This is a genomic window from Natrialba sp. PRR66, assembly GCF_034808065.1.
In the GTDB taxonomy this organism is placed as follows: domain Archaea; phylum Halobacteriota; class Halobacteria; order Halobacteriales; family Natrialbaceae; genus Natrialba; species Natrialba aegyptia.
Map to the genome: position 1 here is coordinate 96,632 of NZ_JAXHGN010000007.1, position 24,763 is coordinate 121,394.

Genomic DNA, 24,763 nt, shown 5'->3' on the forward strand with positions numbered 1-24,763 from the left:
TTGATTGACAACACGATAGGATTCGAGCACCTCTCAGTCATGGTTTCGTGAGAGTCGAACACTGCGACTCGGTTTCTTGGCCCGATCGTCACCGCTCTCCTTGGTCGCATTTGGGGCGTGAAGACACCGAACGCGTACACTATCGATCGTCTCAAAGTTTGGCTGACGCTCGGAACACTCCGCCGTCGCGGCGGGACAGCGCGGGTGAAACGGACACCCTGACGGTCGGTCCGCCGGATCGGGCGGATCACCCTGGAGTGGTTTCGGTGGGGAATTACGTGGGTCGTCGCTCGGAATCGCACGAAGTAACGCGTCGGTGTACGGATGATTCGGGTGTTCGAACAGTTCCGCTGCTGGCCCAGCCTCGACGATCTCGCCGGCATACATAACCTCGACCCTGTCAGCGAGATACCTGACGACGTCGAGGTCGTGGGAGATGAACACATATCCGACACCGAACCTGCGCTGGACGTCCGCAAGCAGGTTGAGGATCGTCGCCTGTGTCGCCACGTCGAGCCCGGACACAGGTTCGTCAAGGACGATCACGTCGGGGTCGTGCGCAAGGGCTCGAGCCAGTGCGACGCGCTGGAGTTGTCCGCCCGACAGCTCTCTGGGATACCGATCGACGATCTCTGGAGAAAGTTCGACGCTCCGCAACAACCCGTCGACTTCGTTGAGATCGGTATCCGCCTCGGAAGCAGTTTTAGCGTCTTTGAGAGCTTCCGTGAGCGACCGACTGATCGGCCACCGGGGATCGAAACTCTCCCGAACGTGCTGAAACACGACACCGATTTGCCGACGCTGGGATGGTGACCGGTCCTCGATTCCACCGACGCGAGTTCCGTCAAGACGAACGTGCCCATGATTCGGTGTGAGCTGGCCGGTGAAGAGTTTTGCAAGGGTGGATTTCCCGCATCCGCTCTCACCAACGAGCCCGACGGTTTCGCCGCTATTCACGGCCATCGACACGTCACAGACTACTTCCGAAACTGAATCGCTACTCCACAGCCGATCGAAGACCGATTGCTCTCCTGAGAACGTCTTCGAGACGTTCTGTAGCTCGATCACGGGAGTTCTCGACTGCAGTTCGTTTGAATTCCGCTCACGCTGAGTCATCTTGTTCACCTCTATCGGGCGTCAGTGCGTCCTGACGGTGAGCAGATGCGTCGTCCGCAGGATGTGGCGCTTCGACGCAGGCCAGCCGGTGTTCGGAATCGAGTTCAGTAGTCGGGATGTATCCCTCACGACACGCCGTAGTGGCGTACCGACATCGGTCGGCAAACGGACATGCCTCGTAGCCGCCGATGGGATCTGGAGGGGTCCCGTTCGATGATCGAACTCGTTCTCCCGGGTTGCTGTTTCGCACTGAACTCTCGAGGAGCATTCGAGTATAGGGGTGTTCCGGGGCCGTCAGTACCTTCTCAACCGGTCCAGCTTCCATGACCTGCCCGCCGTACAGCACGATGACGCGGTCACAAGTCTGTGCCACGATGCCGAGGTCGTGGGAGATGAGAAGGATCCCTACGTTACGCTCGTCTCGCAGAGAGCGAAGTCGCTGAAGGATATCTGCCTGCGTCGTCGTGTCCAGTGCCGTCGTCGGTTCGTCGGCGATCAGCAACTTGGGATCACTCGCGAGTGCGATTGCGAGGACGGCACGTTGACGAAGGCCGCCCGAAAACTCGTGTGGGAACGCCGATAACCGGGATTCCGGGTTCGGAATGTCCATTTGATCCATCAACTCGACAGCGCGGTCGCGTGCGTCCGCCCACGCTAATCGCTCCCGAAACGGCGGTACGCCGAGAAAATCCAGGAGCCGTTGACGGCCGTTCACTTCGTGTATTCGAACGGCCTCGGCGATCTGTTCGCCGACGGAGAATACCGGATTCAGCGTTTCAGTTGGGTCCTGGAATACCATCGAGATCTCATTTCCCCGGATTTGACGGAGTGTCGGTTTGTCGGCGGTCGTTAGGTCAGTCCCGTCAAATGTGATTGCTCCATTGGTGATTTCCCCTGGCTCTTCCAGCCGGCAAATTGATCGGGCGGTGACGGACTTGCCGCTGCCACTCTCCCCGAGAACTCCGACGATTTCTCCGCGGTCGACGGTGAACGACACCCCGTCGACCGCGTGGACGGTTCCTCGATCGGTGTCAAAGCGCGTATGCAACTCTTCGACGCGAAGCAGTTGGTCAGTCATAGTTGCTCGATCTGGTTCGATTGGGTCGGGGAGAGTCTATCTCTGAGGCTATCTCCAAGGATGTTGAATCCGAGAACTGTGATCATGATGCAGACACCCGGGGCGTTGACGAGCCACCACGCCTGTCGGATGTAGGTGCGCCCCGACGCGAGCATCGTTCCCCACTCGGGCGTCGGTGGCTGCGCACCCAGTCCGAGGAAAGACAGTCCCGCAATCCCGAGAATAACGCCACCGAGATCGAGCGTCGCGAGCACGACGACCGGTGCGGCTATGTTCGGAATCAGGTGTCGGACGGTGACGTGGGTCCGGGATCGACCGAGTAACCGAGCGGCGGTCACGAACTCCCGCTCTCGAAGCGAAAGGACACTGCTCCGAACCAGCCTGGCGTACGATGCCCAGCCGACGACCGCCAGCGCGAGCATCACGTTCACGAGACTCGGACCGAGAATCCCGGCGATGACGAGGGCGAGTACGATCCCGGGAAACGCGAGTAGCGTATCGACGAGTCGCATCAGAGCCTCGTCTATCCATCCGCCCGCGTAGCCAGCAACGAGACCGACCGCCGTGCCGATGGCGAGTCGGACGGTCGTCACGACAACGGCGATCCCGAGTGATAACCTCGCACCGTGAAGAAGTCGCGTGAGGACGTCGCGACCGAGCTGGTCGGTCCCGAGTGGGTGGGCCAGCGATGGTGCCTCGAGTTGATAGACCAAATTCTGTTCGGTTGGACTGTATGGTGACACGAACGGTCCGAACACTGCGACCATGAACAACACAAACACAACAGCCACGCCAAACTGCGTAAGACGATCCGACAAGAGTGCGTCGATCCACTGACTCTGGCGCTTGTTCGCTTCCCGCTTTTGCACATCAGTTGGCGTATCACTCATGTCGGTTCACCTCCGAGGTCGATTCGCGGATCGAGTCGGTTATAGGTCAGGTCGACAGCGAAGTTCGTCAGCACGAAGATGACGCCGATGAGTAGCGTCACCCCTTGGACAATCGGGTAGTCGCGTGCAAAAATCGCGTCGACCAGCAGCGTGCCAAGTCCCGGTCGTTGAAACACGACCTCAACGATGACAGCGCCGTTGAGGACGTAACTCAGCTGTAGCCCGACGATCGTCACGACGGGAACAAGCGCGTTCCGGAGGGCGTGTTTGTAGATCACGATCCGCTCGCGCAATCCCTTCGAGCGGGCCGTTCTGATGTAGGCGGTATCGAGTACGTCGAGCATCGCTGTTCGAACTAACCGGGCGATGACCGCGGCCATGCCCGAGCCCAGAGTCACTGCCGGCAGGATCAGATGCTCGAGCCCGCCCACACCAGCGACAGGGAAGACGTCGAGCCAGAGCGAACAGACGATGATGAGCAGGTATCCGAGCCAAAAGTTTGGCATCGAGACGCCGACAAGCGCGCCGAGCTGTGCAGTGTAGTCGATTCGACTGCCCGGATTGACCGCGCTGGCGATACCGGCTGGAACCGAAATTGCGATTGCGATTAGCATCGACGCGACGGCCAGTGTAATCGTGTTGGGCAACCGTTGTGCGATCGCGTCAGTTACCGGTTGGTCACTGTAATACGAGTGGCCAAGGTCGCCTTGCAGCACGTCACCCATCCAGCGCACATACTGGACAGTAAACGGATCGTCGAGACCTTCGGATACCCGAAATTGTTCGACTGCCTCCTGAGATGGGGTCTGCCCACCCATCTGCTGGGTCAGTATCGTTCGAGCAGGATCTCCGGGCGTGACGAAGATCATCGCGTAGGTGAGAAGCGAGACACCAAACAGGACGACAACCATCGTTACTAGCCGTCTGAGTAGGTATTGGTTATTCATACTGATCTGTGGTCACTACCAGTCTGGCTGCCAGTTTATCAACGTCTAACGGACACTCATCGGCGATATCTCTCATCCCGTCACCGAAACAGGAGTCTAGCATTTGATCACCTCTTGTAGGCGAACAGGTCATTGCTTCCGAGAGAGCCCAGACCAGTCGACCATGTTATCGACCGGGTGACCGTCGATTCCAGAAACGTTCGACTGTCGTCCGAAGACGTACTCGTTGTAGTACAGCGGGATGACTGCACCGGTATCGACGACTCGTTGCTGTACCTCTCCGTAGTGCTCGCGCTTTTCGGCCTGCGTCTCAGCCTGGTATCCCTGCTCGATGAGGCGATCGACTTCAGTTCCGGGGTTGTAAATCCCGGTTCCATTTTGCTCGTGGAGCTTTCGGTTGTCGTTCCCCTCCGAATGAAACATTGCCCGGATAAGGTAATCACAGGCGGCGCTGTTTGATCCAAAACTGACGAGCGTCAGGTTCGCCTCGCCGGACGAGAACGTATCGTAGAACGATGCGGGGTCGACTTGTCGAATTTCGCTCGCTACGTTACTGTCCTCGAGCCACCCCGAAAGGATCTCTGCGATCGTACGGTCATCGGTGTTTTCACTGTTGATCAGGATTGATAGAGTTTCACCACTGTATCCGGACTTCTCAACAAGTTCCCTTGCTTGGTTTCTGTCCGGTCCGTACGTCGGAAGGTCGTCATGAACTGCCCAGGGGATAATCGACGAGATCGGGCCTCGTGCCGGCTTTCCGATTCCGTTCAAGACGCTCTCGACGATCTGGCTTTGGTCGACGGCCCAGTTGAGAGCTTGACGAAGCTGCTCGTCGTCGGTCGGTGATTTGTAAAGATTGACCGCGACAAGTCCTGCCTGGGGAGTCAACTGGGTTTCGATAGCCGTCTCAGACGCATCGTCTATAGCTGTTGCTCTGCTCTTCGGGATTTTCTGTGCGATATCAACCGACCCCTTCTGGAGGGTCTGTACGCGCGTATTGGAGTCTTTGATCCACTCGAACGTGAGCTCTGTCGGAGTCGCTGTCCCTCCTCGGTAGTCCTCGTACGGCGTGAGCGTGATCGACTGTTCTTCTTCGGTGCTCTCTACCTGGAAGGGGCCTGTTCCGACCGGTGTCTCACCCGTATCGGGATGTTGGATACCGAAGTAATTGTGTGATATCGTGCCGGGGAACGCGGGAAACGGTTCCGTCGTCTGGAAGCGGACTGTGGAGTCGTCCACGGCTGTTACCCCGTCAGATTCGACGCCGATCCAACCCGGGACATACGACCACTGCTCGAAAACGAGATCAAACGAATGAACGACAGCATTCGCCGTCAACGGGTCTCCGTTGTGGAACGTAACATCCTCTCGAAGAGAAAAATCCCAAGTCGTTTCGTCGACAGCCTCCCACTCGGTTGCCAGTAATGGTTCAGTACCCATGTCATCGGTGGTGTCCACGAGCGGCTCAAAGACGTGCGTGTAGTACGGCGTGATACCGCCATAGATATCCCATTTCTCTCGTGTTGGATCTTGGGCGAGAGCCACCGTAAACGACCCTTCCGAGTTTGACTGCGAACTACTACAGCCTGCAATCACCCCAGCAAGACCAGCCGAGATACCGCCGAGAAGTCGCCGTCTCGAGCAGCGTCTATGCATCAAAACTCACCTGTGACCTGACTGGAGAGGGTGGGCAAACAGGCAGCAAAGGAGACTGTATTAGCAGTCTATTGCTTGCCCGATTCTCTTGACTGTGTTCTATAGCCATACCAGAGACACGATGACCCACTTTGAAAACAATTTCTCTTTCATTAGGTAAAGTTGATTTGCACATGGTGTAGTGATTTTCATGTGATTCGAATTTCAGGACCCGCTGAAATGGGTGCGTTCGCTCGGGATCGTCAATCTGCCAATCCCACTTCTTCGGCGGTATCGGCATCCTCCGTTTGTTCGTCGGTCGTGTCGACCTCGAACTGTGGGAAGCGATCCTCGAACGCATCCCAGTTAGCATCCATCTCCCTGTCAGTCACCGTAGCCGCCTCGAGTTCCGCATGGGTCTCTTGATCCATCTGTTATTAAGACTAGATCACATCTTATTTATAATTGGCTATCTATACCACTATATTGTTAACAGTGACATCAGCCAACCCGCGAAAATACGAGTCGCTCGACGCGGTAATCGTCGGCGCAGGCGCTGCTGGCGTCGGGATGGGAGTCGTTCTCGCAGATCTCAATCTCGACTCCTTCGCAATCCTCGAGCGAGACAAGGTCGGCGCGTCGTTCCGAGAGTGGCCCGAGGAGATGCAGTTCATCACACCCTCGTTCCCAAGCAATAGCTTCGGGTGCCGAGACCTGAACGCCGTTACCACTGACACGTCGCCCGCGTTCGCGCTCGACCGTGAACACCCGAGTGGTGGGGAGTACGCCGAATATCTCCAGGGAGTCGTCGAATTCTACGACTTGCCCGTCTGGACCGATGTAGACGTGGAATCAGTCCAACGACATGGCGACGAGTTCGTGCTTCACACATCTGCTGGCGGTATCCAGAGTCAGTTCGTCATCTGGGCGGCTGGCCAATTCGGACAACCAAACGACGCTCCATTCCCCGGTGCAGGTCACTGTGTGCATAACTCCCGGGTCGGGTCCTGGAGCACGTTCGCCAGTGAGTGTGTCGACGATCCGGTTGTCATCATTGGTGGGCATGAGAGTGGTATCGATGCGGCGCTTACGCTGGCCAATCTGGGCCACGAAGTGGTGGTTCTCGACGAAGAGGGCCCGTGGCAGTTTCGCGGCCTCGACCCGAGCGAGGTACTTTCGCCGTACACGAGCCAGCGGTTGCAAGAGGCGCTCGAACGGGACCATCCGATCGTCCTCGAAGACGGCATCCGTGTCGAACGCGTAGACACTGAAAACGGCTCGTTCGATGTCGTTGGCACGAACGGTGAGGTGTTCACTACACAGAATCGTCCCGTGCTTGCGACTGGATTCACGAGTGAACTCGGCCCTGCAGACGACTACTTTGAGTTCGACAACGATCAACCTCAGCTGACTGACCGAGACGAATCGACGATCGCTTCCGACCTATTTCTGGTCGGTCCACAAGTCGCGCACAACGGCCAACAGTTCTGCTTTATCTACAAGTTCAGACAGCGTTTTGCCGTCGTCGCCGACGAAATAGCCGCCAGACTCGGCGTTGACCGCACTCCCCTTGAGGAATACCGTGAGAAGAGAATGTTCCTCGAGGACTTGTCTTGCTGCGAACCAGATATGTGCGACTGCTAACCGTGATACGAGGCTCCTCAACGGAAGACAACGGAATCGAGTGCTCGAACGAATCGAGAGACGTCGACCGACATGTTTGCCGGATAACTGGCCGTGAACAGGGCCTCGTCGGCAAGTACGACATCTGTCTCTGTCGACAGTCGTTCCGTGAACTCACACCGAAGATGGGATTCACAAAATATGACTGATGGACGAACCCGAGCAGACAGTGAACCATCGACAGCGAGCAGCGGGAAGGAAACCGTCGTGGTCGTCGGCAAAGAGAGCGTCGGAAAATCGGAACTCGTCGCCGGTCTCTCTGGGGCAAATCCGACGACGGGGAACTTTCGGGGAACGACCGTCGATGTCGAGCGATACGAGTCAGACGAGTTCATCTTCATCGACACACCCGGCATCCTGCTCGGGGCGGACACCGAGACCACCCGAACGGCGATCAGCGCCGTCGAAGAGACCGAGACAGTATTACTCGTCGTTCGCGCGATGAATATCGATGATGATCTCGAAGACCTGCTGCCGCTAGTGCAGGGAAAAGTCGGCGCGATCGCAGTGACGTTCTGGGATAAAGTGAAGAACCGAACCGAAGCGCGTGACGAACTGGACCTGCTTGCCGACGATCTCGGAGTGCCGTTGACTCCAGTCGACGCACGAAATGTCTCCACCGTCGCAACCGATGGTGGTGGTTGTGGTGTTGCAATTGATGGAGCCGACAACAAGCAGCTCGTCAACGCGCTTCACGACACCGACGAGTTCCCGGGGCGGGTCAACCGACAAACAGGTATTCATCTCGACCCGCCAGACACGATCATCGAACACCCTCTCATTGGGCCATTCGTCAGCATCGCCTTACTCCTATTGCCTGCCGCGGCTGCAGTCCACTTCGCGAACGCTGTAGCCGCCGAACTCTCCCCTCGGGTGAGTGCACTTCTGGAACCCACGGTTCAGTGGGCGATCGAACTCCCAGGACCGCTCGCAGCAGTGCTGGGCGGCGACTACGGCCTGCTCTCGATGGGGCCGTTCCTGTTCGTCTGGGCAGGCCCGACGATCCTCATCTTCGCGGCTTTCATGGCCGTCTACAAGAAGAGCGGACTCGTCACGCGAATCACCGCGTCACTCCATCCACACCTTCGGCGCGTGGGTCTTACCGGTCGAGACCTCGTTCGCGTGGTTATGGGGTTTGGCTGTAACGTTCCAGCGGTCACCAGCACTCGAGGGTGTTCAGATTGTACACGCCGGACGACCGTCTCGGCGATCGGGTTCGGCTCCGCCTGTTCGTACCAGCTCCCGGCGACGCTCGCTGTGTTTGCGGCGGTCAAGATGCCGTGGCTCGTTCTCCCGTACCTCGGGGTTCTCACGACTACGACGCTCGTCTATGCTCGTCTGATCGCTCCCAAGCACGCGCGAACAGCGTCCCTCGCCACCGAAAACCGCGCGTTCCTCCAGTGGCCAACCTGGGAATCTGTGTGGCGGGAGACCAGAACCGTGATTTGGAGTTTCTTCGTCAAGGCGCTCCCTGTCTTCGCCGGTATCGTCCTCGTCGCATCTCTCCTCGATTATTTCGGCGTCTTAGACGTGATCGGCGAGGTCCTCTCGCCAGTGATGGGGCTGTTCAACCTCCCCGGTGAGACGGCACTCGTCATCGTGATGGGATCGATCCGCAAGGACGGCCTGCTCCTGTTACAGTCGGATGGACTCAGCGAGACGCTGTCCGCGCTGACCCCTGTGCAGGTACTGACGGCCGTCTACCTAGCAGGGGTGTTACTTCCTTGCCTGGTGACGACGATCACAGTCGCGAAGGAACTCTCCCCGAGGTACGCCGGTCGGATGATGCTCCGGCAGGCAGCAGCTGCCATCGGCTTCTCGCTACTCATCGGATGGGGTGGTGTCGTCCTCTTCTAAACGAAAAGCAGCGCGAGTTCCCCGCCCCACCGTGGGCGGGGGTGAAGCGCGTCACTCCGGCGTATGTTCCGTCTCCTCGATATACCGATCAACCACTTCCTCCGATACTGCTCCCGTCGTTCCCACGTAGTATCCAACCTTCCAGAATCCGCCGCCCCAGAAATACGACTCTCGAATCTCGGGATACCGTTCCAGCAAGTGCTTTCCAGAGTACGACTTGAACTGCCGTGCTACCTCAGCAGGGCTATGTTTCGGGTCTGTTTGCACGAACAGATGAATGTGGTCGTCTGCAATCTCCAACGCCAAAATCTCGTGGCCGAAGTGGTCGGCAGTCTCCGCAAACAACTCTCTCATGTCCTCCTTGACCACACCGAGAACAGAGTGTCTATACTTCGGACACCACACGAAATGATACTTGCAGGAACTAACCGAATGTGCGTGACTGCGGTACTCTTCCATCCCTAATCCCTACATTTATGACAATCTGGAACGATTGTCAATGCATGGGTGAAGAAGCCACGAAGACGATCCAGACGCGGCTCCACATAGCGTCTGGTGAACGATCGTGGCTTCACGACGCCCGCCTCGCCTCTCGCGAGATATTCAACCAAACTATCCGCCTCAAACAACAAGGGTACAATCGCACCGAGATACAGAAGGAGGTTGACCGCGACGACTTCCTACGGAACAACAAGTGCGCGGTCGTCGGCAAAGCCCTCCAAACATGGGACTCCTACCACTCACTCAAAGACTGGTGGGAGAATCAAGACGACCCTGACCGAGGGAAGCCGACGCCGCCGAGTACGGACAAATCTGGTGCCTACCCGCTTGTGATGGCGCACACGGAAGGCTACCGCCTCACCGTGAACGACAACACGAACCGCGTCCAGTTCCGCATCAGCCCGAAACCCTACAAGAAGGTCAAGGGCCATCTTCGCGGTGAGCCGGACGCAATGGACGAACTTCGAGACGCCCTCATGTCGGATGAGGTGGATATAGGGCAGGCCGAACTCCTGTACCGCGATGGCGTGTACTACCTACACGTCACGGTCACACGCGAGTTCGACGTGCCCGAACCCGATACCGCCGATACGGTAGTCGGTGTGGACATCAACGAGCGCAACGTCGCTCTCACCGCCCTCGACCGCGACACGATGCGAACGAAGGGCACGCTCGTCCTTGACTACGGACGGGTGAAGCAGGAACGCCAACGCTACCACACCATTACGAAACGTTGTCAGGAACACGGCAAGACGAGCATCCACCAGAAACTCAGTGACAAAGAAGAGCGATTCACCGAGTGGGTATTGCACCGTCTTTCCCGTGCTGTCGTAGAGTTCGCAGAGCAGTTCCCGAACCCGGTTATCGTGTTCGAGGATATGAGTGGTATCCGCGAGGAGATGCAGTACGGGTCGTATATGAACCGCCGGTTGCACAAACTGCCGTTCCACAAATTCGAGAGGTTCGTCTCGTACAAGGCGACGTGGCAGGAGATTCCGACGGATACGGTGGACGCTTACTACAACTCGCAGACGTGTTCGTGCTGTGGTGAGCGTGGGTATCGGCAGGGTCGGCGGTTCAGGTGTCCGAACGACGAGTGTGACGTGGCGCAAGACCACGCCGACCGGAATGCGTCGGTGAACATCGCGTGGCGTGAGAAGGCGAAACTCGATGGTAACGAATCGAATTACCGGACTCACAAAACCCAACCACAGGTTCGGTTGGTGCGTCTGTCCGGGTCGGGGCGCGTAAGCCGCCCAACCTCATCCCGCTCGCTTGCCGAGCAGAGAGTGCTAGCACACAGCTGAGGGAACCAACAAAAGCCTCGGGCGCGGTGGCCCGAGGCTGTTTACTCGATGAGTAGCGAAACCATGACACTCGCGTTCGAACTGGCTGCGCTTCAACAGGCTCATGAGCCACAGGCTGTAGTCGTCGATACACGACGATGGGCGCAGAACGTCGGTCTGACCACGGAAGATTCTGGGGCTGCTCACGCTTTCAGTTCAGAGAATCTCGTTCGTCGAGACTTTCAGGTGACGCCAACCACCTCGAACTTCCAGCACCTCCATAACCGGTTCACGACCGAGAGACACGTTCTGGTCGGAGAGGCTCCCGACCGCCCCGATTACCTTCCTCAGTACTGGGAGTATTTCGCTCTCGAAGACGCTGCCAGTGCTGCCGGGTGGGACCTCAAGAACACGGAAATCACGCCGCGGAAACAGTTGACCTCCTGGTTGGCTCGTGTACTCAGGAGTCGAGGGTAAGATATACCGGTCGGAGAGAGCTTCAAGAAAAGAGATGCCCGAACATATGGTGGCTTTACTGCGAAACTATCCATCGAATCGGGTACGTGACCAAGCATCATCTGAACTCCCGGAGGAATCGAATTCGGGGGCGCTTATCAGAAAGGCGCTTTCCCTCTCACCGTTCCGGATCTGTCTCGTTGCCTCAGGCGCAATCCAGACAGCATCTCCCTCTTCAATGGGCACCGATTCTTGATCAACTCGAACTTCGGCAGCCCCACTGACCAGTACGTAGACTTCCTCGTGCTCGTCATCGACGTGATCGTGGGTTCGCTGTTCCATCTTGGTAGACATTGAGAGAACGTAACGCCGATCTGTCGACAGCCTAGCGGTTCACTCAGGAACTGTTTCATATCAAAACCTGTTCGACAACCTCGTAATTCCCCTTCAGAGGCCTCTTATAAGCAGTTCCGAAGTGGGAATGTACATTCCTGAATCATATTAGATACCGTTGGTACTGATGGGATTGATAGTAATGCACTCTCTTCCGGTAGCGCGAGATAGTCGCGTATACGAGCAATATCGAAATCCACGGGTAGCGCGACAGAACAGACGTTTCTGTGGCCACTCCTGTCCCGCCGATCCTATCGGGAATTACTGCCAAACTCGCTGGATCCGCTTTCAAACCGTGCCTTCCAGATGACCGACGCCTACAGCGCGGGAATCGGTGAGTGTGTCGAGTTCGTTGCCTCGACGTTGATACCGCCGGACTAGTCGACTGAACACCCGCTGGGTCCGCCATTCAGGAGTGACAATACTGTCCAGCATCACCGAAATCCGCTTACTTTCTCACACTCAGTAGATAGTTGTGACTCTGGGACCCAAATCATTACTTATCTGTCGAGATAGGACACGAATAGATGGGGAATCAAGATGAAATTAGCCTATCTTCCGAAGTTGTGGACTTCGGGTTCTTAGAATCAGTATAGCTGTATGGGGTTTATCCAGACCGATCCGGTAGCAGCTATTTATTTGAAGCGGCCTCAGTCTTAAAGACGGTCTCACGGTCTCGATGCGCTGGACCCTAACCTCGAAAACGAGAATCACGTGGATCGAAACCTTCTTTCAGCTTAGATAGAAGTCACGGACAGAGAGAGTTCGAGGCCGACGTGATCGGTCAGGTAGTTCGGGACATCACCCTCCTTGTCGGCATAGAATTGCCCCGGCGATGCGAGTTCACGCCAGAACACGCGGCGGTCGATGCCGTCGACGCGTACTTCGAACTCGTGCTCGGCGGTTGCTCTTCGATGAAGACGTAATCGATCTGCTCGCCCGCATCGTCTTGCGGACAGTACGCCGGCGGTACGGTAGTCGGATCGAAGGCGCACCCGTTGTTGATCGCGTCGTCGTTCGTGCCGCCCGGTCCGGTTCCGTACTCGAACCACGCGTCGGCGACGCCCGTAGTGGCGCTATCGCGCTGTTCTGAGACGGACTGCTGTCAGTCAGTCCTGGAGACCGCAAACCGTTCTGCGGTTGCGCCGGAAATCGGTACGGGACGTATGAAACGACGTAACTGTCGATTCTGGTCGTATTGGGCCATCGCCTTCGCCTCGATGGACGCCCAGACAAGATCAACCTATATTGTATAGGGGAAACGTAGGTTGTATTAGTGTGGAACACTATGGTGGTCTCGTGAACGTTCGAACGAGACGACAACCGCACGGAGGGAGTCGATGAGTTCCGGGACGGACGACGACGCCGGTCCCGACACCGCCACTGACACTGACGCCGATGCCGACGCTGGCGGCGGACACTGTTCAACGCCGGACAGCGACGGCGAAGTCGCCGAAGAGATCGCGATCATCTCCTTCGAGCGCAAACTCGAGACGGCCGAATCGATCCGATCTGAACTCGCGGATCGGTACGAGACGATCGAGATCATCGAGTACCATGGCGACGTCTTCGAGGAGCACTGGGGCGAGTTCGATTGTTTCATCGGGCTGATGGCCTCGGGAATCGCGATGCGGAAGACGGCGCACTTGCTCGACGACAAGTGGGACGATCCCGCGATCTGCGTCGTCGACGAGGAGTTGACCTGGGCGATCCCGATCACCGGGGGCCACCACGGGGCGAATCAGGTCGCACAGGATCTGGCGTCCATGGGTGCCGTGCCGGCGATGACCACCGCATCAGAGGCTGCCGGCAAGCAGGGCGTCGAGTCCCGTGCGAAGGCAATGGACACCCACGTCGTCAACGGTGATTCGACCGTCCAGACGAACCTCGCGGTGCTCGACGAGAACCTCGGTCCCGTCGCGCGACTCGAGGGGCCAAGCGCCGTGCTGGTCGGCGACGACGTGACCGTTCTCAAGCGCAACAAAGACGACGGCGTCGTCCTCGGTACCGGCAGCGTCTCGGGCGCGGATACGGCGGCGTTCCTCGACGCCTGGGAGGACGCCCTCGACCGGACTGACTACGACCTCGCCGACGTCGAGTTCATCGGCACCGCCACACGGAAGGCGGACGAGGACGGGCTGCTGGAGGCGGCTCAGGAACTCGATCTCGGCGTCGTCACCTTCGACAAGGAGACGCTGCTCGACCACGAGGGGCCGACACCCTCGAAATCGAAGGAACTGATCGGCTGGCCGGGCGTCTCCGAGGCGAGCGCGATCGCCGGCGGAGCCGCTCAGGAACTCGTCCTCGAGAAGGTGAGCTACGAGAACGAGGTCACGGTGGCGATCGGACGATGAGCGCCGAGGACGCTCACAGCTCGGAGGCCGACGGGGAGGCGGGGACGCCCGCCGATCACGGCACGCTCTACGTCGTCGGTATCGGCCCGGGCCTACCGGCGCACATGACGGCGAAGGCAAAGCGGGTTATCGAGTCCGCCGACGTGGTCATCGCCTCGAGTCTCTACCAGGAGTTCCTCCGGGACGACGGGACGCTTCCGCCGGCGGACGCGACCGACGAGGACGGGATCGCCGTGCGCGAGGACGGCACCGAACAGGAGATCGTCCGCTCGACGATGGGTCGACAGATCGAACTCGCACGCGCGGCGTTCGAGTACGTTCGCGAGGGCAAAGACGTCGCCCACGTTTCGGGCGGCGATCCGTCGGTCTACGGCAAGTCGGACCTGCTCTTCAAGATGGCCGACGAGGACGACGCGACGGACGTTCCCATCGAAATCGTTCCCGGCCTCACCGCGGCGCTGGGCGGGGCGGCGAACGTCGGCGCACCCCTGTGTAACGACTTCTGTACGATCTCGCTCTCGGACAAGTGGCGCGGCTGGGACGAGATCGAGGAGAAGTTGCGGGCGGCGGCGATCAGCGACTTCGTGATCGTCCTCTACAACTGCTGGCGAAACTACGAGCGGGCCGTCGAGATCGTTCGCGAGGAGCGCACCGACGACGCGTTCGTCGCGATCGTCAACGACGCGGGCCGCGCCGACGCCGGCCGAAACGGCGAGAGCGAGTTCATCACGACGCTCGGCGAGGCGACCGACCACGACGAGAAGGTCTCGGGAATGGGAACCTCGCTGATCATCGGTACCCACGAGACCGAAACCTGGCGTAACGACGACCGAACGTATCTCGTCACCCCGCGCGGCGGGCGTGACGTGGAGGACTTCTGACCGATACCAATGAGTTCAGAGACGAACGCGGACGCTGCGGAGGAATCGACATCGAAGTGCGGCGGCGCGACCGAGACGGAGTCCGCCTCGAGTTCGACGAGTTCGAGTTCGAACTGCGGTGCGTCGAGCGACGAGACGTCATCGAGTGATTCGGCGTGCGGGGCGTCGAGTTCCGATTCGAGTTCAGCATCGGAATCGTCGTGCGGTGCGTCGAGCGACGACGGCTCTACCGAACAGGAAGTCGGGGCGACGATCGAGGACTTCGACGGCGAGCCCGGCCAACTGACGGCCGTCGGCCTCGGTCCCGGGCAGCCCGAGGGAATGACCGAACGCGCGAAGACGGCGCTGCTCGAGGCCGAGCACATCGTCGGCTACACGACATACATCGACCTCATCCCGGACGAGATCACAGCCGCGGCCGACGAACTCTACGACACGCCGATGTGCGGCGAAGTTTCGCGGACGGAGGAGGCGATCGACCGCGCGCTGGCGGGCAACGACGTGGCGATCGTCGGCAGCGGCGATCCGAACGTCTACGCGCTGGCCGGGCTGGCGCTCGAGATTCTGGAGTCGAAGGGCGCGACCGCCTCGATGGTCGAGTTCGACGTGATTCCGGGCGTTCCCGCGGCCCAGTCCTGTGCGGCTCGGCTGGGTGCACCGCTGGTGAACGACACCGTCTCGGTCTCGCTGTCGGATCACCTCGTGCCGATGCCCGAGATCGAGTCGCGCCTCCACGCGGTCGCGAGCGAGAACTTCACGATCACCATCTACAACCCCTGGAGCCGCAAGCGTCGCGAGAACTTCCAGAAGTGCTGTGAAATTCTGCTGACTCACCGCGATCCCGAGACGCCGGTCGGCATCGTCCACGGTGCGGGCCGCGAGGACGAGCAGGTGATGATCACCGACCTCGCTGAACTCGAGGACCTTGGCGAAAGCGAGATCATCGATATGACGACGACGATCGTCGTCGGGACCGAAGACACCTACGTCTGGGACGACCGGATGGTCACCCCGCGCGGGTACGAGACGAAGTACGACTACTGAGCGGTGCGGTTCGATTTCACTACCATGCCACGATACGAAGTCACGATCGAAAAAGACGCCTGCGACGGCATCTTCGCCTGTCTGACCCGCGACCCGCGGTTCGTCGAAGGCGAGGACGGCCTCGCGACGGTCGATCCCGACGCGGACCCGGTCTACGACTGTGCGGGCGACGTTACCGACGCGGCTGACCGCGTCGTCGCGACGTTCGACGACGACCGCATCGACGAAGCCAAACAGGCCGCAGCGGCCTGTCCGACCGATGCGATCGTCGTCGAGGCCGTCGATGGGGCCGAGCCGTCCGGGCCGCGCGAGTCGCCCGAATCGACCGAATCGGCCGAGGAGGTGGCCGAATGAGCGACGCGCAAGCCGACTCAGACGCCGCGTTCGACGACGAGTTCGAACTCGAACTTACTCCGCCGGCGGACCCCCTCGCGGGACACCCCGCGACGGCGTACTTCTGGGGGCACGTCGCCGGCAGCGGCGAGGTCGCTGCCGACGGAATCGAGGTCGTCACCTCCGACGAGACATCCGCACAGGTGTTAGCGGCCGTCGCGGGCGGCGATCTCGCTCGCGAGACCACGACGCGCGAGTACGCCCACGACGCGTCGATCACTCGGACCGAGGAAGAGTTCACAGTCTCACTCTACGCCGACGCCGAGGGGCGAGTACTTGGTCGGGAGAGCGTTCGGAGTCTTCCCGTCGACGACCGGGGCAACTATCGGCTCGACGCGTTCACGGACAACGACCGAGAACTCCTCCGCGGGCTGCTCGAGGGCTGTGGCACGATCTGTTTCAAGTCCTCGAGCGGGACCGTCGGCATCTCGTTCGTCCACGCGGACCGCGAGCTGCTCGCGCTCGTTCGAGAACTGATCGCCGAGTGTCCGGTCGAGGCCCCCGTCGGCGAACTCGGCGACACGTCCTCGGGCGGCTACTGGTTCGGGGTCGACGACGCCGCTGCGTCCGCCTTCGGCACCTGGCTCTACGAGGACTGCGAGGACACCGGCCTGTTCGCGCCGAGTCGGCGTCGAAAGCTCGAACGGAGCCTCGAACAGGCCACCGCGATCGACGACTAGGACCGCCACTACTGCTACCGCCACTGCACCCAGTATCGAACCACCCGACGCAACGACACCAGCTACGATGCGCACATCCGACGAATCCCACATCGGCACGCCCCCATCCGTCGACGACGAGGCCATCCTCCTGATCGGCCACGGCTCCCGGCGCGAGAAGTCGAACGACCAGGTGCGAAACCTGGCTGCCGCTCTCGAATCACGCCTCGATATCCCCGTTGACGCCGCGTTCCTCGAACTCGCCGCACCGGCGATCGACGAGGCGCTTGCCGAACTCGCCACGGTCACCTCCCGAGTGACGGTCGTCCACTGCTCGCTGTTCGCCGCGAGCCACGTCAAAAACGACGTGCCACTCGCGCTCGAGCAAGCTCGCGCCGAACTCGATATCCAGATCGACAACGGCGCGCACCTGGGGATTCATCCGGCGATCATCGACCTCCTCGACGACCGGGCCGCGGCCGTCGAAGCTGAACTCGGCGTCGACCGGACGGAAGACGATGTTGCCGTCGTTCTCTGCGGTCGCGGCTCGAGCGATCCGGACGCCAACGGCGACGTGCACAAACTCGCACGATTGCTGTACGAGGGCCGCGAGTTCACCCGCGTCGAGGCGACGTTCATCGGCGTGACGGAGCCGACGCTCGAGGAGACTCTACACGGCGTGGCGAAGCACCGGCCCGACGCGGTCGTCGCGTTGCCGTACATGCTCGGCGACGGCGTCCTTACCCAGCGCGTTCGGGACCGGACGGCCGACTTCGACGCGGACTATCCGTACGTCGACGCACTGGCCGGCGATCCTCTGGGAACGGACTCGCGATTGCTCGATGTGTTCGCTGATCGCTGGCAGGAAGCCCGGACGGGCAGCGTCGAGATGTCCTGTGATACCTGCAAGTACAAGGTCGATCTCGAGGGCTACGAGGAGGATGTCGGCGGGGCGCGGGCCATGCTCCGCGCGCTGGCCCACCAGGAGGCACACGCCGACCGGGAGTCGGTCGCGGACGAACCTCACACTCACGACGCGCCGGGGAAGCACGTCGCGGTCTGTACGAACCGGACCTGCGCCGAGATGGGGTCGCCGACGGTCCTCGAACGGCTCCGCCAGACGGCCCGCGACTCCGACCACTGCGACGCGCGTATCACCCGCTCGTCCTGTCTGGGTCGGTGCGGCGACGGCCCGATGGTCGCGGTTTATCCGGACGGCATCTGGTACGGCGATGTCGACGCTGCCGACGCTGACCGCATCGTTTCGTCCCATCTCGAACGGGACCGCATCGTGAGCGATCTCGTGGATCAGACGCTCTGAACGCGATTATACCATCCCAATACCACACCTGTCTATGAGCTGTTACGAAATCGAAGCACTGAAACTCGGATTGATGAACGTCCTCGGCAGCGAGGATCGAAGCGCCCGCGAACACGCGAAGGCGGATCTCGAAGGCCATCTCGAGGGCCCAATCAAAGCGCTCGCGGAGGCGGAGTCCCTCTTGGCGATCGAGCGCCACCTCGACGCGGCCCTGGTCGACCTCGAGGAAGAAATCGCCGCGATGGACCCTGACGACCCCGAATACGACTACACGCGCGGCCGACTGCTCGCCGTCCGAGACGCCGAACGCGCCGTGCATCGGCTGACCGCACAGGGGCAGAGTATCGTCGACGGGATCGGCGATGCCCACGACCTCCTTCACGAAACGTTTCCGGAGGACTAACGGTGACAGCGTCTACTCACGGCTCCCGGCGCGTCCCCCTGGGCGAGATCGACAGTGCACGGAGCCGACACATGTGGACCCGGTCGAGCGTCCACCTGACCGCCGATCTCGTTCTCGCGGGTCAGTGGGACGGCCGGCTCACCGCCTTCGACCGTGATCGCGATTCCCTCGATCCCAGGTGGGGAGTTACGCATCCGGGCCACCCCGTCACGCTAGGCTCGCTCGAGGATGAACTCGTCGTCGGTAGCCGCGGCGAGGACGGGACGATCGCAGCCTACGATCTCGCCACCGGCGAACAGCGGTGGGCCTACGAGACCGCAACGGATATCGGTCCTCCAGCAAAAGACGGGATCTTCGCGCTACCCTACGTCGTGGCTCTCGAAACGGATCCCGATCGAGGCACAGTCTATGCGGCGGCCCGCCGCTACGAACGCGACGGGGCGGACCGACGGTGGCACAGTACCGTCTTCTCCTTCGACGCCGACGGCCGCGTTCGCTGGCGTTACGAAACCGACGCCTCTCCGATCGCGATCGACGTAAACGAGGCGGGCGACCGCCTCGCAGTCGGCTACAATCGGTGCATGGGTTCCCACGATGTCGGTCTCGTCGTCCTCGATATCGACTCCGGCGAGACGCGATGGGACTGGGACCCCGGAACCGACGGCGACCGCCGCGTCGGTGACGTGTCCTTCGACGGACCGCATCTCGCGGTGGCGAGCCACGGCGACAAGCGCGGCTACCTGCTCGGCCCGGGCGGCGAGGAGCGCTGGCGTCTCGATCTCGCGGTCGAAACTGAACTCGGCGATGAGACGCTGTACGCCTACCCGAACCACGTCTCCGCGATTGACGGTCGCGTCGCGTTCGCCACCGGGAATACGTACGCCAAAGAGAGCCGCGACACCGACTCGCTCCACCCGAACGAACACCAACTTACCGTTGTCGACGCGGCGGGCGATCCGCTCTGGACCGCCTCCCTCGATGGCTTCGCACACGAACTCACCACCGCGGACGACACCCTCGTCGTCCCCTGCGCACAGCACTTCCGAACGCGCGATTCGGCGGCCCACGGCGTTCGCCGATTCGACGCGGAAAACGGCCCGCTCGCGGACGTTCCCACCGACGGCATCGCGACGGCGGTCGCGGCAGACGAGCGAACGATCGCCGCCGTCGAGGAACCCGTCGCGTATCACGACGAAACCCGGGTTCGCGGCGAGTACGCGCTCCATACCATCCCGCTCGATCGGTAATCACTCCCACTGTTTTCACCGCGAACGGAACGCGTGATCGGGGAGTCCGCCGACCGGAACTCGTCGTCACTCCGAGCCGATTTCGATCGGTTCGTACGGCGCGTCGACGGGCGAATCAGCTGCTAGATAGCCGCTGGCATCGGCGGGATCGATCACCCACGACCAGATGGTCGAACGCGGATCACCATCGTCGCCGACGGGCCAACACATACCGTCGTCCGGGTCGCCCATTGCCGTTTGGAGGTCGGCGGGTGAGACGGGTCTCTCTTGGTCGGCGAACCACGCCGCAACCGTCTGCCTGCGCGCGCAGTCGGCGGGCGTCCGATCCGTCGATTGGTACGCCTCGCGCATCGACTCGGTGTGGAACTCCCGCGTCACGGAGACCAGATCGTCGGCCGGCCGGGTCGTTGTCACTCGATTCGGGCTCGCCTCCACGAGCGCGATGTCCCCGGTCGCGTCGGCGGCGAGGAAATTGACGTTCGTCGCGTGCGGGATCGATTCGAGGAAGCCGACGGCGTCCTCAGTGCTTCGGCACGTATCGAGCACCGCACGAATAGCGAGTTGCCACGGTATCCCCGGTTCGAACTCGTGGGGCGGCACTTCCGCGAAACCGATCGCCAGTCCGGCCTCGTTCACGCCGTCACAGCGGCCGACGTACACGCAGGAACACCCGATGCTGGCTATCCCGTCCGCGGGCGCTGTCCGGTACAGCGTCGCGAAGTCCCGGAAGGACGGAAAGAAGTCGTGATTACGGCCGAAAAGCGGCGCGCCGGTAGTGGTACGCTCGCCCGAAACGGCGACGAGCGAACACCCGGCCTCGGCGTCTAGCGCCAGCGGAACGGTCGCGACGAGTTCAGCGTCGATACCGGTTGCGTCGGCGATGCCGCGAAGCTCTTCGAGGAGGAACGGGGCATGTTCTTCGACGTGGGTCGTACAGTCGCGTGCGAGCGCACGCCGTTCTTCGGACGGATCGAGCGGTTCCGTTGCTGCATCCGCGAGCGACCGGCCATCGTCCGTGAGCTGGGCCGCGTACTGTCGCCCCATCGCTTCGTGCGGTCCGGATAAGCGGTGATGATGCATGTCGGGTTTGTTCCTTCTCGGCCTTGGTGGGTAGCGCCATCTCTCACGTTTGCGGCCTTTTATAAACTGCACGCCGCCGGCGTCGATGTCCCATAGCCAGTTGCGCCCGTATGCTGCTGCCCATCTCGAGAAGGGGACGCCTCGACGACTGCACCCTCGCTAGCGCGATCGAAACCGAACGGTGATGCCGTCCGGATCGGCGACCGCGATACCGTCCTCGCTGTCGAGTTCAGTAACCGAGCGATCGGTCTCGGCGAGTCGATGTCTGACCGCTTCGACTGTAGCCGGGTTCGGGAGACTGAACTCGAACCATGCTACCCCGCGGTGACGGGTGGTTGCTGGCTGCGTTCGCTCGTTCCACGTGTTGACGCCGAGGTGGTGGTGATAGTCGCCCGCAGCGAGAAACAGTGCGGATTCCATTGCGGTCTGAACGCGGAGGCCGAGCGTCTCGCCGTAAAACGCTCGGGCTGCCGGCAGCGACGAGACCTCCAGGTGGACGTGGCCGATCGATGTTTCCGGCGGCGCGCTCGCCGCGCCGTTCGACGCGGCGGCAACCTCGTCGAGTTCGAGCGGTACCGTCCCGATGGCTATCGTCCCGTCGTCGTTGCGCGGCCACTCGGTCCGCGGCTTGTCCCAGTATATTTCGACGCCGTTGTCCTCGGGATCGCGGCAATAGAGCGCCTCGCTCACGTAGTGGTCCGACGCGCCGGTCAGCGTCCATCGGTCCCGAAGCCGATCGAGCGCCGCGCCGAGCGCCTCGCGCGTCGGAACCCTGAACGCAGTGTGAAAGAGCCCCGCTTCGTCTCGCTGCCGCGGCGGCGCGTCCTCGTTTTCCTCCAGTACGAGTAGCGCCGCGTCGTCGGTTCCGAGAGTTGCCGTCGTCTCCGTTCGCGTGCGGACTGCGAGTCCGACCACGTCACGATAGAACTCGACCATCGCCTCGAGATCGGCCACGTTCAGCGCGGCGCGGCCGATCCGCGCGGTATTCGGAACGGGTGGGTCGTCCGTCATTGTGTCCGCTGGGGCCTCCATGATCTTCACGGTTGCCTGCGAAGCCGATTCGTCGGTGATCGTCTCGCTGTGATGTGCGTTCCGTGCCGACGATTCGATCAAGCGCGTCGGTATTCGTCTACGCCTCTGGGATCGCTCCCGACTCCCGGAGCCGTTCGATTTCGGTCGCGTCGAGCCCAGCCTCGCGAAGGAGGGACGCAGTGTCAGCGCCATGGCCGGCGACGGCCGTTGCCGGCTTGTCGTGGTCGATATCGCTTCCGCGCGCCGGAAAGCCGATAAACGGCGGCCCGTCCGACGAGCGATGAACGTAGCCGCGAGCCTCAATCTGGGGATGGTCGATCGTTTCGGCCGGCGTGTAGACACCGCCGACGGCCGCGTCGATTCCGTCGAAGAACTCGACCCACTCGTCCCGCGTTCGCTCGGCGAACAGGATTTCGAGCTCTTCGCGGAGCGCCTGGCGTTCGGCCGGATCGTCCGTCGCGTGGAGTTCGATCCACTCCTCGCGGCCGACGGCGTCGCAGAAGGCCGTCCAGAAGTGGGGTTCTAACGCGGCGAGCGTCACGTAGCCTTCCTCGGCCGCGTAGCTGTCGTACCAGGGGTACCGACCGGTAAGCGGCGTTTCGCCCGGCCGCGGATTTGCGCCGCCGAGCGCCCGCGGCGCGACGGCCTGCGAGAAGGACACGGCGGCATCGGTCAGGGAGATGTCGATGTATTCGCCGTCGGTAGCTCCGAACTCTCGGGAGAGGACGGCACTGACGATGGCAAGTGCGCCGAACAGTCCGCCGCCGATATCCGCGACCTGATAGCCCGGTATCCGAGGGGCTTCGGTGTCGGATTCGCGAGTCATATCCAGCAACCCGGCGAGACCGACGTAATTTAAGTCGTGTCCGACGCGGTCGCTGTACGGGCCGTTCTGCCCATATCCCGACAGCGAACAGTAGACGATTTCGGGATTGAACTCGCGAACGTCCTCGTAGCCGATCCCCAGCCGATCCACGACGCCCGGCCGAAACTGTTCGACGACGACATCGGCGGTCGTCGCGAGTTCGAGGAAGGCGTCGCGACCGCCGTCGCGTTTCAGATCCAGCGCGACGCGTCGTTTGCCGCGGTTGATCGCTTCGAGTTCCGGTCCCGCTTCGTCGTCGTCCCCGGGCCGTTCGATCCGAACGACCTCTGCACCCATGTCTGCAAGCAGTTGCGTTCCGTACGGTCCGGGGAGCAACCGACTCAGATCGAGCACGCGGAGTCCGTCGAGGTGCATGCCGAGACCAATACTGCGAACGCGTATAATTGACCGCCCTAGGCCACTCGTCGCGACCATCTATCGTTCGGTCGTTATCTCGAGGATCGAGGAATCGTCTTTGTCGTCACGGTTCGTTTTCGAACTCGCCGGTGGCGAGAATGCGATTGACCCGTGGTGTCGGTGTCCCCGCGTTCGCGTTCAGGGATCGAGAATCGCGTCCATGAGCTTCGTCTGCGTGGCGGCGAGGTGTTCGGTGAACGTCGAGCGGGCGATACCGAGTTCGTCGGCGACTTCGGTGGCGTTCGCACTGGTGGGTTTTTCGAGAGTCTTTCGCCGATAAGTGGGTCCACCGCGCCGTGAGACGCTGGTGCAGTTCTCCGTCGGCGCGTTTCGGATTTCGAACTCGGAAGTCGTATTCGACGCTCTGTTCACCGCTATTGCTGTTCGAACGTCGTACTCAAGACCTCAGTTACGATCTTCTTCTCGGCCTTCTGGAGGTGGTCCGATACGGTGTTTGGCGCGCATCCGAGTCGATCGGCTATCTCTCGGTGGGTGGTCTCGCGCGGCCGCTCGTAGTATCCGAGGTCGAACGCCGCGAGCATCGCTTCCCGCTGACGGTCGCTGAGCAGCGAGAGGGGCGTTTCGTACCCTCGATCGAACTCGCCGATTGCGTCGATCTCCACCGTGATATCCTCCGGGAACCGACCGATCGCCCGCTGCAACGCGGCCGAAGTACCGACTATACGCGCCCGAACACGCTCATTGCGGTAGACAATTGGTTTCACGACGACGAGTTGCTCCTGGGTGATCGCCTCGAAGGCTTCCCGTTGCAGGGGGGCCGTTGACGGGGCGAGCGTGACGAGGAGATTGAATCTGCCGTTCGTTACGGGTGCCGTCTCGATCGCGTGGACACCCTCCGAATCAGCCAGCGCAGCGTGAATTCGATCCGCGTTTCCGTCCACCTCGAAGAGTTCAGTCGGTCTCCCGTGTGGGTCGGTATTCAGCGCGACGAGACGTGCTTCGGTCACGTGTGAAGACCCCGCCAGCACGCGGAAGGATTCGGGGACGGTTTCGGAATCCGGTGTCGCGGTTAGGTGGACGCATTTCACGGACGACGGTGTGCGATACCGTAACTTAAATACCACGACTATACCCGCCAGTAGCGCTTCCCATGTGCGGGTCGAACGCCTTCGTATGGCGATGGCCGAATCGAGGGTCGTTGTGTTGACCGGTGCCGAGAGAATCTCCGAGACGAAATCGATTGCAAACCGTGAACGGTCGGGCG

Annotated in this window: 26 protein-coding genes and 2 pseudogenes; 15 read left to right on the plus strand and 13 right to left on the minus strand. The window is 61.1% G+C overall.

What is annotated here, in order from left to right; all coding sequences use genetic code 11:
- Positions 1 to 33 precede the first annotated feature (33 nt).
- The 6 genes from SM755_RS21235 to SM755_RS21260 all read right to left on the minus strand — a co-directional run bounded on the left by SM755_RS21235 (position 34) and on the right by SM755_RS21260 (position 6,097).
- Positions 34 to 1,116 (minus strand): oligopeptide/dipeptide ABC transporter ATP-binding protein, encoded by a 1,083-nt coding sequence (locus SM755_RS21235; RefSeq protein WP_369335272.1) that lies wholly within the window; start codon positions 1,114 to 1,116, stop codon positions 34 to 36.
- Entirely contained in the window at positions 1,103 to 2,194 is a 1,092-nt protein-coding gene (locus SM755_RS21240) for an ABC transporter ATP-binding protein (protein WP_323174436.1), read from the minus strand. The genes SM755_RS21235 and SM755_RS21240 overlap by 14 nt, the downstream gene beginning before the upstream one ends.
- Positions 2,191 to 3,084, minus strand: a complete 894-nt coding sequence (gene nikC, locus SM755_RS21245; protein WP_323174437.1) for a nickel transporter permease — start codon at positions 3,082 to 3,084, stop codon at positions 2,191 to 2,193. The genes SM755_RS21240 and nikC overlap by 4 nt, the downstream gene beginning before the upstream one ends.
- Positions 3,081 to 4,031 (minus strand): nickel ABC transporter permease, encoded by a 951-nt coding sequence (nikB, locus tag SM755_RS21250; RefSeq protein WP_323174438.1) that lies wholly within the window; start codon positions 4,029 to 4,031, stop codon positions 3,081 to 3,083. Before nikB ends, nikC begins: the two co-directional genes overlap by 4 nt.
- 129 nt (positions 4,032 to 4,160) lie before the next feature.
- Positions 4,161 to 5,576: an ABC transporter substrate-binding protein gene (locus SM755_RS21255; RefSeq protein ID WP_369335273.1), complete on the minus strand. Its 1,416-nt coding sequence runs from the start codon at positions 5,574 to 5,576 to the stop codon at positions 4,161 to 4,163.
- Between the two features lie 353 nt (positions 5,577 to 5,929).
- Positions 5,930 to 6,097: a hypothetical protein gene (locus SM755_RS21260; protein WP_323174440.1), complete on the minus strand. Its 168-nt coding sequence runs from the start codon at positions 6,095 to 6,097 to the stop codon at positions 5,930 to 5,932.
- Positions 6,098 to 6,161: 64 nt separating this feature from the next.
- Here SM755_RS21260 and SM755_RS21265 point away from each other — a divergent pair, with 64 nt between their 5' ends.
- Genes SM755_RS21265 through SM755_RS21275 form a run of 3 tightly spaced genes read left to right on the plus strand, consistent with a single transcriptional unit; the run spans position 6,162 to position 9,206 of the window.
- Positions 6,162 to 7,310, plus strand: a complete 1,149-nt coding sequence (locus tag SM755_RS21265; protein WP_323174441.1) for an NAD(P)/FAD-dependent oxidoreductase — start codon at positions 6,162 to 6,164, stop codon at positions 7,308 to 7,310.
- Positions 7,311 to 7,345: 35 nt separating this feature from the next.
- A complete protein-coding gene (locus SM755_RS21270; protein WP_323174639.1) occupies positions 7,346 to 7,498 on the plus strand; it encodes a 30S ribosomal protein S14 in 153 nt (50 codons plus the stop codon).
- On the plus strand, positions 7,491 to 9,206 hold the full coding sequence (locus SM755_RS21275; RefSeq protein ID WP_323174442.1) for a nucleoside recognition domain-containing protein: 1,716 nt from the start codon (positions 7,491 to 7,493) through the stop codon (positions 9,204 to 9,206). Before SM755_RS21270 ends, SM755_RS21275 begins: the two co-directional genes overlap by 8 nt.
- 51 nt (positions 9,207 to 9,257) lie before the next feature.
- Here the strand turns inward: SM755_RS21275 and tnpA are convergent, their stop codons facing one another.
- The gene (gene tnpA / locus SM755_RS21280) at positions 9,258 to 9,665 is read right to left on the minus strand and encodes an IS200/IS605 family transposase (RefSeq protein WP_323174443.1); all 408 of its coding nucleotides are present in this window, start codon (positions 9,663 to 9,665) and stop codon (positions 9,258 to 9,260) included.
- A gap of 44 nt (positions 9,666 to 9,709) precedes the next feature.
- Here tnpA and SM755_RS21285 point away from each other — a divergent pair, with 44 nt between their 5' ends.
- Together SM755_RS21285 and SM755_RS21290 are read left to right on the plus strand one after the other, a co-directional pair.
- Positions 9,710 to 11,014 carry a transposase gene (locus SM755_RS21285; RefSeq protein ID WP_323174444.1) on the plus strand — a complete coding sequence of 435 codons (1,305 nt, stop codon included), beginning with the start codon at positions 9,710 to 9,712 and terminating at the stop codon, positions 11,012 to 11,014.
- Between the two features lie 48 nt (positions 11,015 to 11,062).
- On the plus strand, positions 11,063 to 11,470 hold the full coding sequence (locus SM755_RS21290; protein WP_323174445.1) for a hypothetical protein: 408 nt from the start codon (positions 11,063 to 11,065) through the stop codon (positions 11,468 to 11,470).
- A gap of 66 nt (positions 11,471 to 11,536) precedes the next feature.
- Here the strand turns inward: SM755_RS21290 and SM755_RS21295 are convergent.
- A pseudogene (locus SM755_RS21295) lies at positions 11,537 to 11,900 on the minus strand (cupin domain-containing protein).
- A 718-nt stretch (positions 11,901 to 12,618) separates the two neighbouring features.
- Between SM755_RS21295 and SM755_RS21300 the strand changes: the two are divergent.
- The 10 genes from SM755_RS21300 (at position 12,619) to SM755_RS21345 (ending at position 20,144) form a co-directional block, all read left to right on the plus strand.
- Complete coding sequence (locus tag SM755_RS21300) at positions 12,619 to 12,768, plus strand: hypothetical protein (RefSeq protein ID WP_323174446.1); 150 nt, start codon at positions 12,619 to 12,621, stop codon at positions 12,766 to 12,768.
- Positions 12,747 to 12,935, plus strand: a complete 189-nt coding sequence (locus tag SM755_RS21305) for a hypothetical protein (protein ID WP_323174447.1) — start codon at positions 12,747 to 12,749, stop codon at positions 12,933 to 12,935. The genes SM755_RS21300 and SM755_RS21305 overlap by 22 nt, the downstream gene beginning before the upstream one ends.
- Positions 12,936 to 13,182: 247 nt before the next feature.
- Positions 13,183 to 14,196: a cobalt-precorrin 5A hydrolase gene (gene cbiG, locus SM755_RS21310; protein WP_323174448.1), complete on the plus strand. Its 1,014-nt coding sequence runs from the start codon at positions 13,183 to 13,185 to the stop codon at positions 14,194 to 14,196.
- A complete protein-coding gene (locus SM755_RS21315; RefSeq protein ID WP_323174449.1) occupies positions 14,193 to 15,077 on the plus strand; it encodes an SAM-dependent methyltransferase in 885 nt (294 codons plus the stop codon). The genes cbiG and SM755_RS21315 overlap by 4 nt, the downstream gene beginning before the upstream one ends.
- Before the next feature lie 9 nt (positions 15,078 to 15,086).
- Entirely contained in the window at positions 15,087 to 16,121 is a 1,035-nt protein-coding gene (gene cobJ, locus SM755_RS21320; protein ID WP_323174450.1) for a precorrin-3B C(17)-methyltransferase, read from the plus strand.
- A gap of 24 nt (positions 16,122 to 16,145) precedes the next feature.
- Positions 16,146 to 16,475, plus strand: coding sequence for a ferredoxin (locus tag SM755_RS21325; RefSeq protein WP_323174451.1), 330 nt, complete (start codon positions 16,146 to 16,148; stop codon positions 16,473 to 16,475).
- Positions 16,472 to 17,194 (plus strand): cobalamin biosynthesis protein, encoded by a 723-nt coding sequence (locus SM755_RS21330; protein ID WP_323174452.1) that lies wholly within the window; start codon positions 16,472 to 16,474, stop codon positions 17,192 to 17,194. Before SM755_RS21325 ends, SM755_RS21330 begins: the two co-directional genes overlap by 4 nt.
- A 67-nt stretch (positions 17,195 to 17,261) precedes the next feature.
- Complete coding sequence (locus SM755_RS21335) at positions 17,262 to 18,494, plus strand: CbiX/SirB N-terminal domain-containing protein (RefSeq protein WP_323174453.1); 1,233 nt, start codon at positions 17,262 to 17,264, stop codon at positions 18,492 to 18,494.
- Between the two features lie 34 nt (positions 18,495 to 18,528).
- Positions 18,529 to 18,897, plus strand: a complete 369-nt coding sequence (locus SM755_RS21340) for a DUF3209 family protein (RefSeq protein ID WP_323174454.1) — start codon at positions 18,529 to 18,531, stop codon at positions 18,895 to 18,897.
- Between the two features lie 71 nt (positions 18,898 to 18,968).
- Positions 18,969 to 20,144, plus strand: coding sequence for a PQQ-binding-like beta-propeller repeat protein (locus tag SM755_RS21345; RefSeq protein WP_323174640.1), 1,176 nt, complete (start codon positions 18,969 to 18,971; stop codon positions 20,142 to 20,144).
- 66 nt (positions 20,145 to 20,210) lie between these two features.
- Here SM755_RS21345 and SM755_RS21350 read toward each other — a convergent pair whose 3' ends face one another.
- The 5 genes and pseudogenes from SM755_RS21350 to SM755_RS21370 all read right to left on the minus strand — a co-directional run bounded on the left by SM755_RS21350 (position 20,211) and on the right by SM755_RS21370 (position 24,506).
- Positions 20,211 to 21,224 (minus strand): C45 family peptidase, encoded by a 1,014-nt coding sequence (locus SM755_RS21350; protein ID WP_323174455.1) that lies wholly within the window; start codon positions 21,222 to 21,224, stop codon positions 20,211 to 20,213.
- 159 nt (positions 21,225 to 21,383) lie between these two features.
- A complete protein-coding gene (locus SM755_RS21355) occupies positions 21,384 to 22,235 on the minus strand; it encodes a VOC family protein (RefSeq protein WP_323174456.1) in 852 nt (283 codons plus the stop codon).
- Between the two features lie 118 nt (positions 22,236 to 22,353).
- The gene (locus SM755_RS21360) at positions 22,354 to 23,496 is read right to left on the minus strand and encodes a CaiB/BaiF CoA-transferase family protein (RefSeq protein WP_323174457.1); all 1,143 of its coding nucleotides are present in this window, start codon (positions 23,494 to 23,496) and stop codon (positions 22,354 to 22,356) included.
- Between the two features lie 180 nt (positions 23,497 to 23,676).
- Positions 23,677 to 23,799: pseudogene (locus SM755_RS21365) on the minus strand (helix-turn-helix domain-containing protein); the annotation flags it as partial.
- Positions 23,800 to 23,912: 113 nt separating this feature from the next.
- Positions 23,913 to 24,506: a helix-turn-helix domain-containing protein gene (locus SM755_RS21370; RefSeq protein ID WP_323174458.1), complete on the minus strand. Its 594-nt coding sequence runs from the start codon at positions 24,504 to 24,506 to the stop codon at positions 23,913 to 23,915.
- Positions 24,507 to 24,763: the final 257 nt, after the last annotated feature.

Coding starts and splice junctions, on each gene's coding strand:
- SM755_RS21235 (WP_369335272.1), bottom strand. CDS start 1,116: ATGACTCAGCGTGAGCGGAATTCAAACGAACTGCAGTCGAGAACTCCC.
- SM755_RS21240 (WP_323174436.1), bottom strand. CDS start 2,194: ATGACTGACCAACTGCTTCGCGTCGAAGAGTTGCATACGCGCTTTGAC.
- nikC (WP_323174437.1), bottom strand. CDS start 3,084: ATGAGTGATACGCCAACTGATGTGCAAAAGCGGGAAGCGAACAAGCGC.
- nikB (WP_323174438.1), bottom strand. CDS start 4,031: ATGAATAACCAATACCTACTCAGACGGCTAGTAACGATGGTTGTCGTC.
- SM755_RS21260 (WP_323174440.1), bottom strand. CDS start 6,097: ATGGATCAAGAGACCCATGCGGAACTCGAGGCGGCTACGGTGACTGAC.
- SM755_RS21275 (WP_323174442.1), top strand. CDS start 7,491: ATGACTGATGGACGAACCCGAGCAGACAGTGAACCATCGACAGCGAGC.
- tnpA (WP_323174443.1), bottom strand. CDS start 9,665: ATGGAAGAGTACCGCAGTCACGCACATTCGGTTAGTTCCTGCAAGTAT.
- SM755_RS21285 (WP_323174444.1), top strand. CDS start 9,710: ATGGGTGAAGAAGCCACGAAGACGATCCAGACGCGGCTCCACATAGCG.
- SM755_RS21290 (WP_323174445.1), top strand. CDS start 11,063: ATGAGTAGCGAAACCATGACACTCGCGTTCGAACTGGCTGCGCTTCAA.
- cbiG (WP_323174448.1), top strand. CDS start 13,183: ATGAGTTCCGGGACGGACGACGACGCCGGTCCCGACACCGCCACTGAC.
- SM755_RS21315 (WP_323174449.1), top strand. CDS start 14,193: ATGAGCGCCGAGGACGCTCACAGCTCGGAGGCCGACGGGGAGGCGGGG.
- cobJ (WP_323174450.1), top strand. CDS start 15,087: ATGAGTTCAGAGACGAACGCGGACGCTGCGGAGGAATCGACATCGAAG.
- SM755_RS21325 (WP_323174451.1), top strand. CDS start 16,146: ATGCCACGATACGAAGTCACGATCGAAAAAGACGCCTGCGACGGCATC.
- SM755_RS21330 (WP_323174452.1), top strand. CDS start 16,472: ATGAGCGACGCGCAAGCCGACTCAGACGCCGCGTTCGACGACGAGTTC.
- SM755_RS21335 (WP_323174453.1), top strand. CDS start 17,262: ATGCGCACATCCGACGAATCCCACATCGGCACGCCCCCATCCGTCGAC.
- SM755_RS21340 (WP_323174454.1), top strand. CDS start 18,529: ATGAGCTGTTACGAAATCGAAGCACTGAAACTCGGATTGATGAACGTC.
- SM755_RS21345 (WP_323174640.1), top strand. CDS start 18,969: ATGTGGACCCGGTCGAGCGTCCACCTGACCGCCGATCTCGTTCTCGCG.
- SM755_RS21350 (WP_323174455.1), bottom strand. CDS start 21,224: ATGCATCATCACCGCTTATCCGGACCGCACGAAGCGATGGGGCGACAG.
- SM755_RS21355 (WP_323174456.1), bottom strand. CDS start 22,235: ATGACGGACGACCCACCCGTTCCGAATACCGCGCGGATCGGCCGCGCC.
- SM755_RS21360 (WP_323174457.1), bottom strand. CDS start 23,496: ATGCACCTCGACGGACTCCGCGTGCTCGATCTGAGTCGGTTGCTCCCC.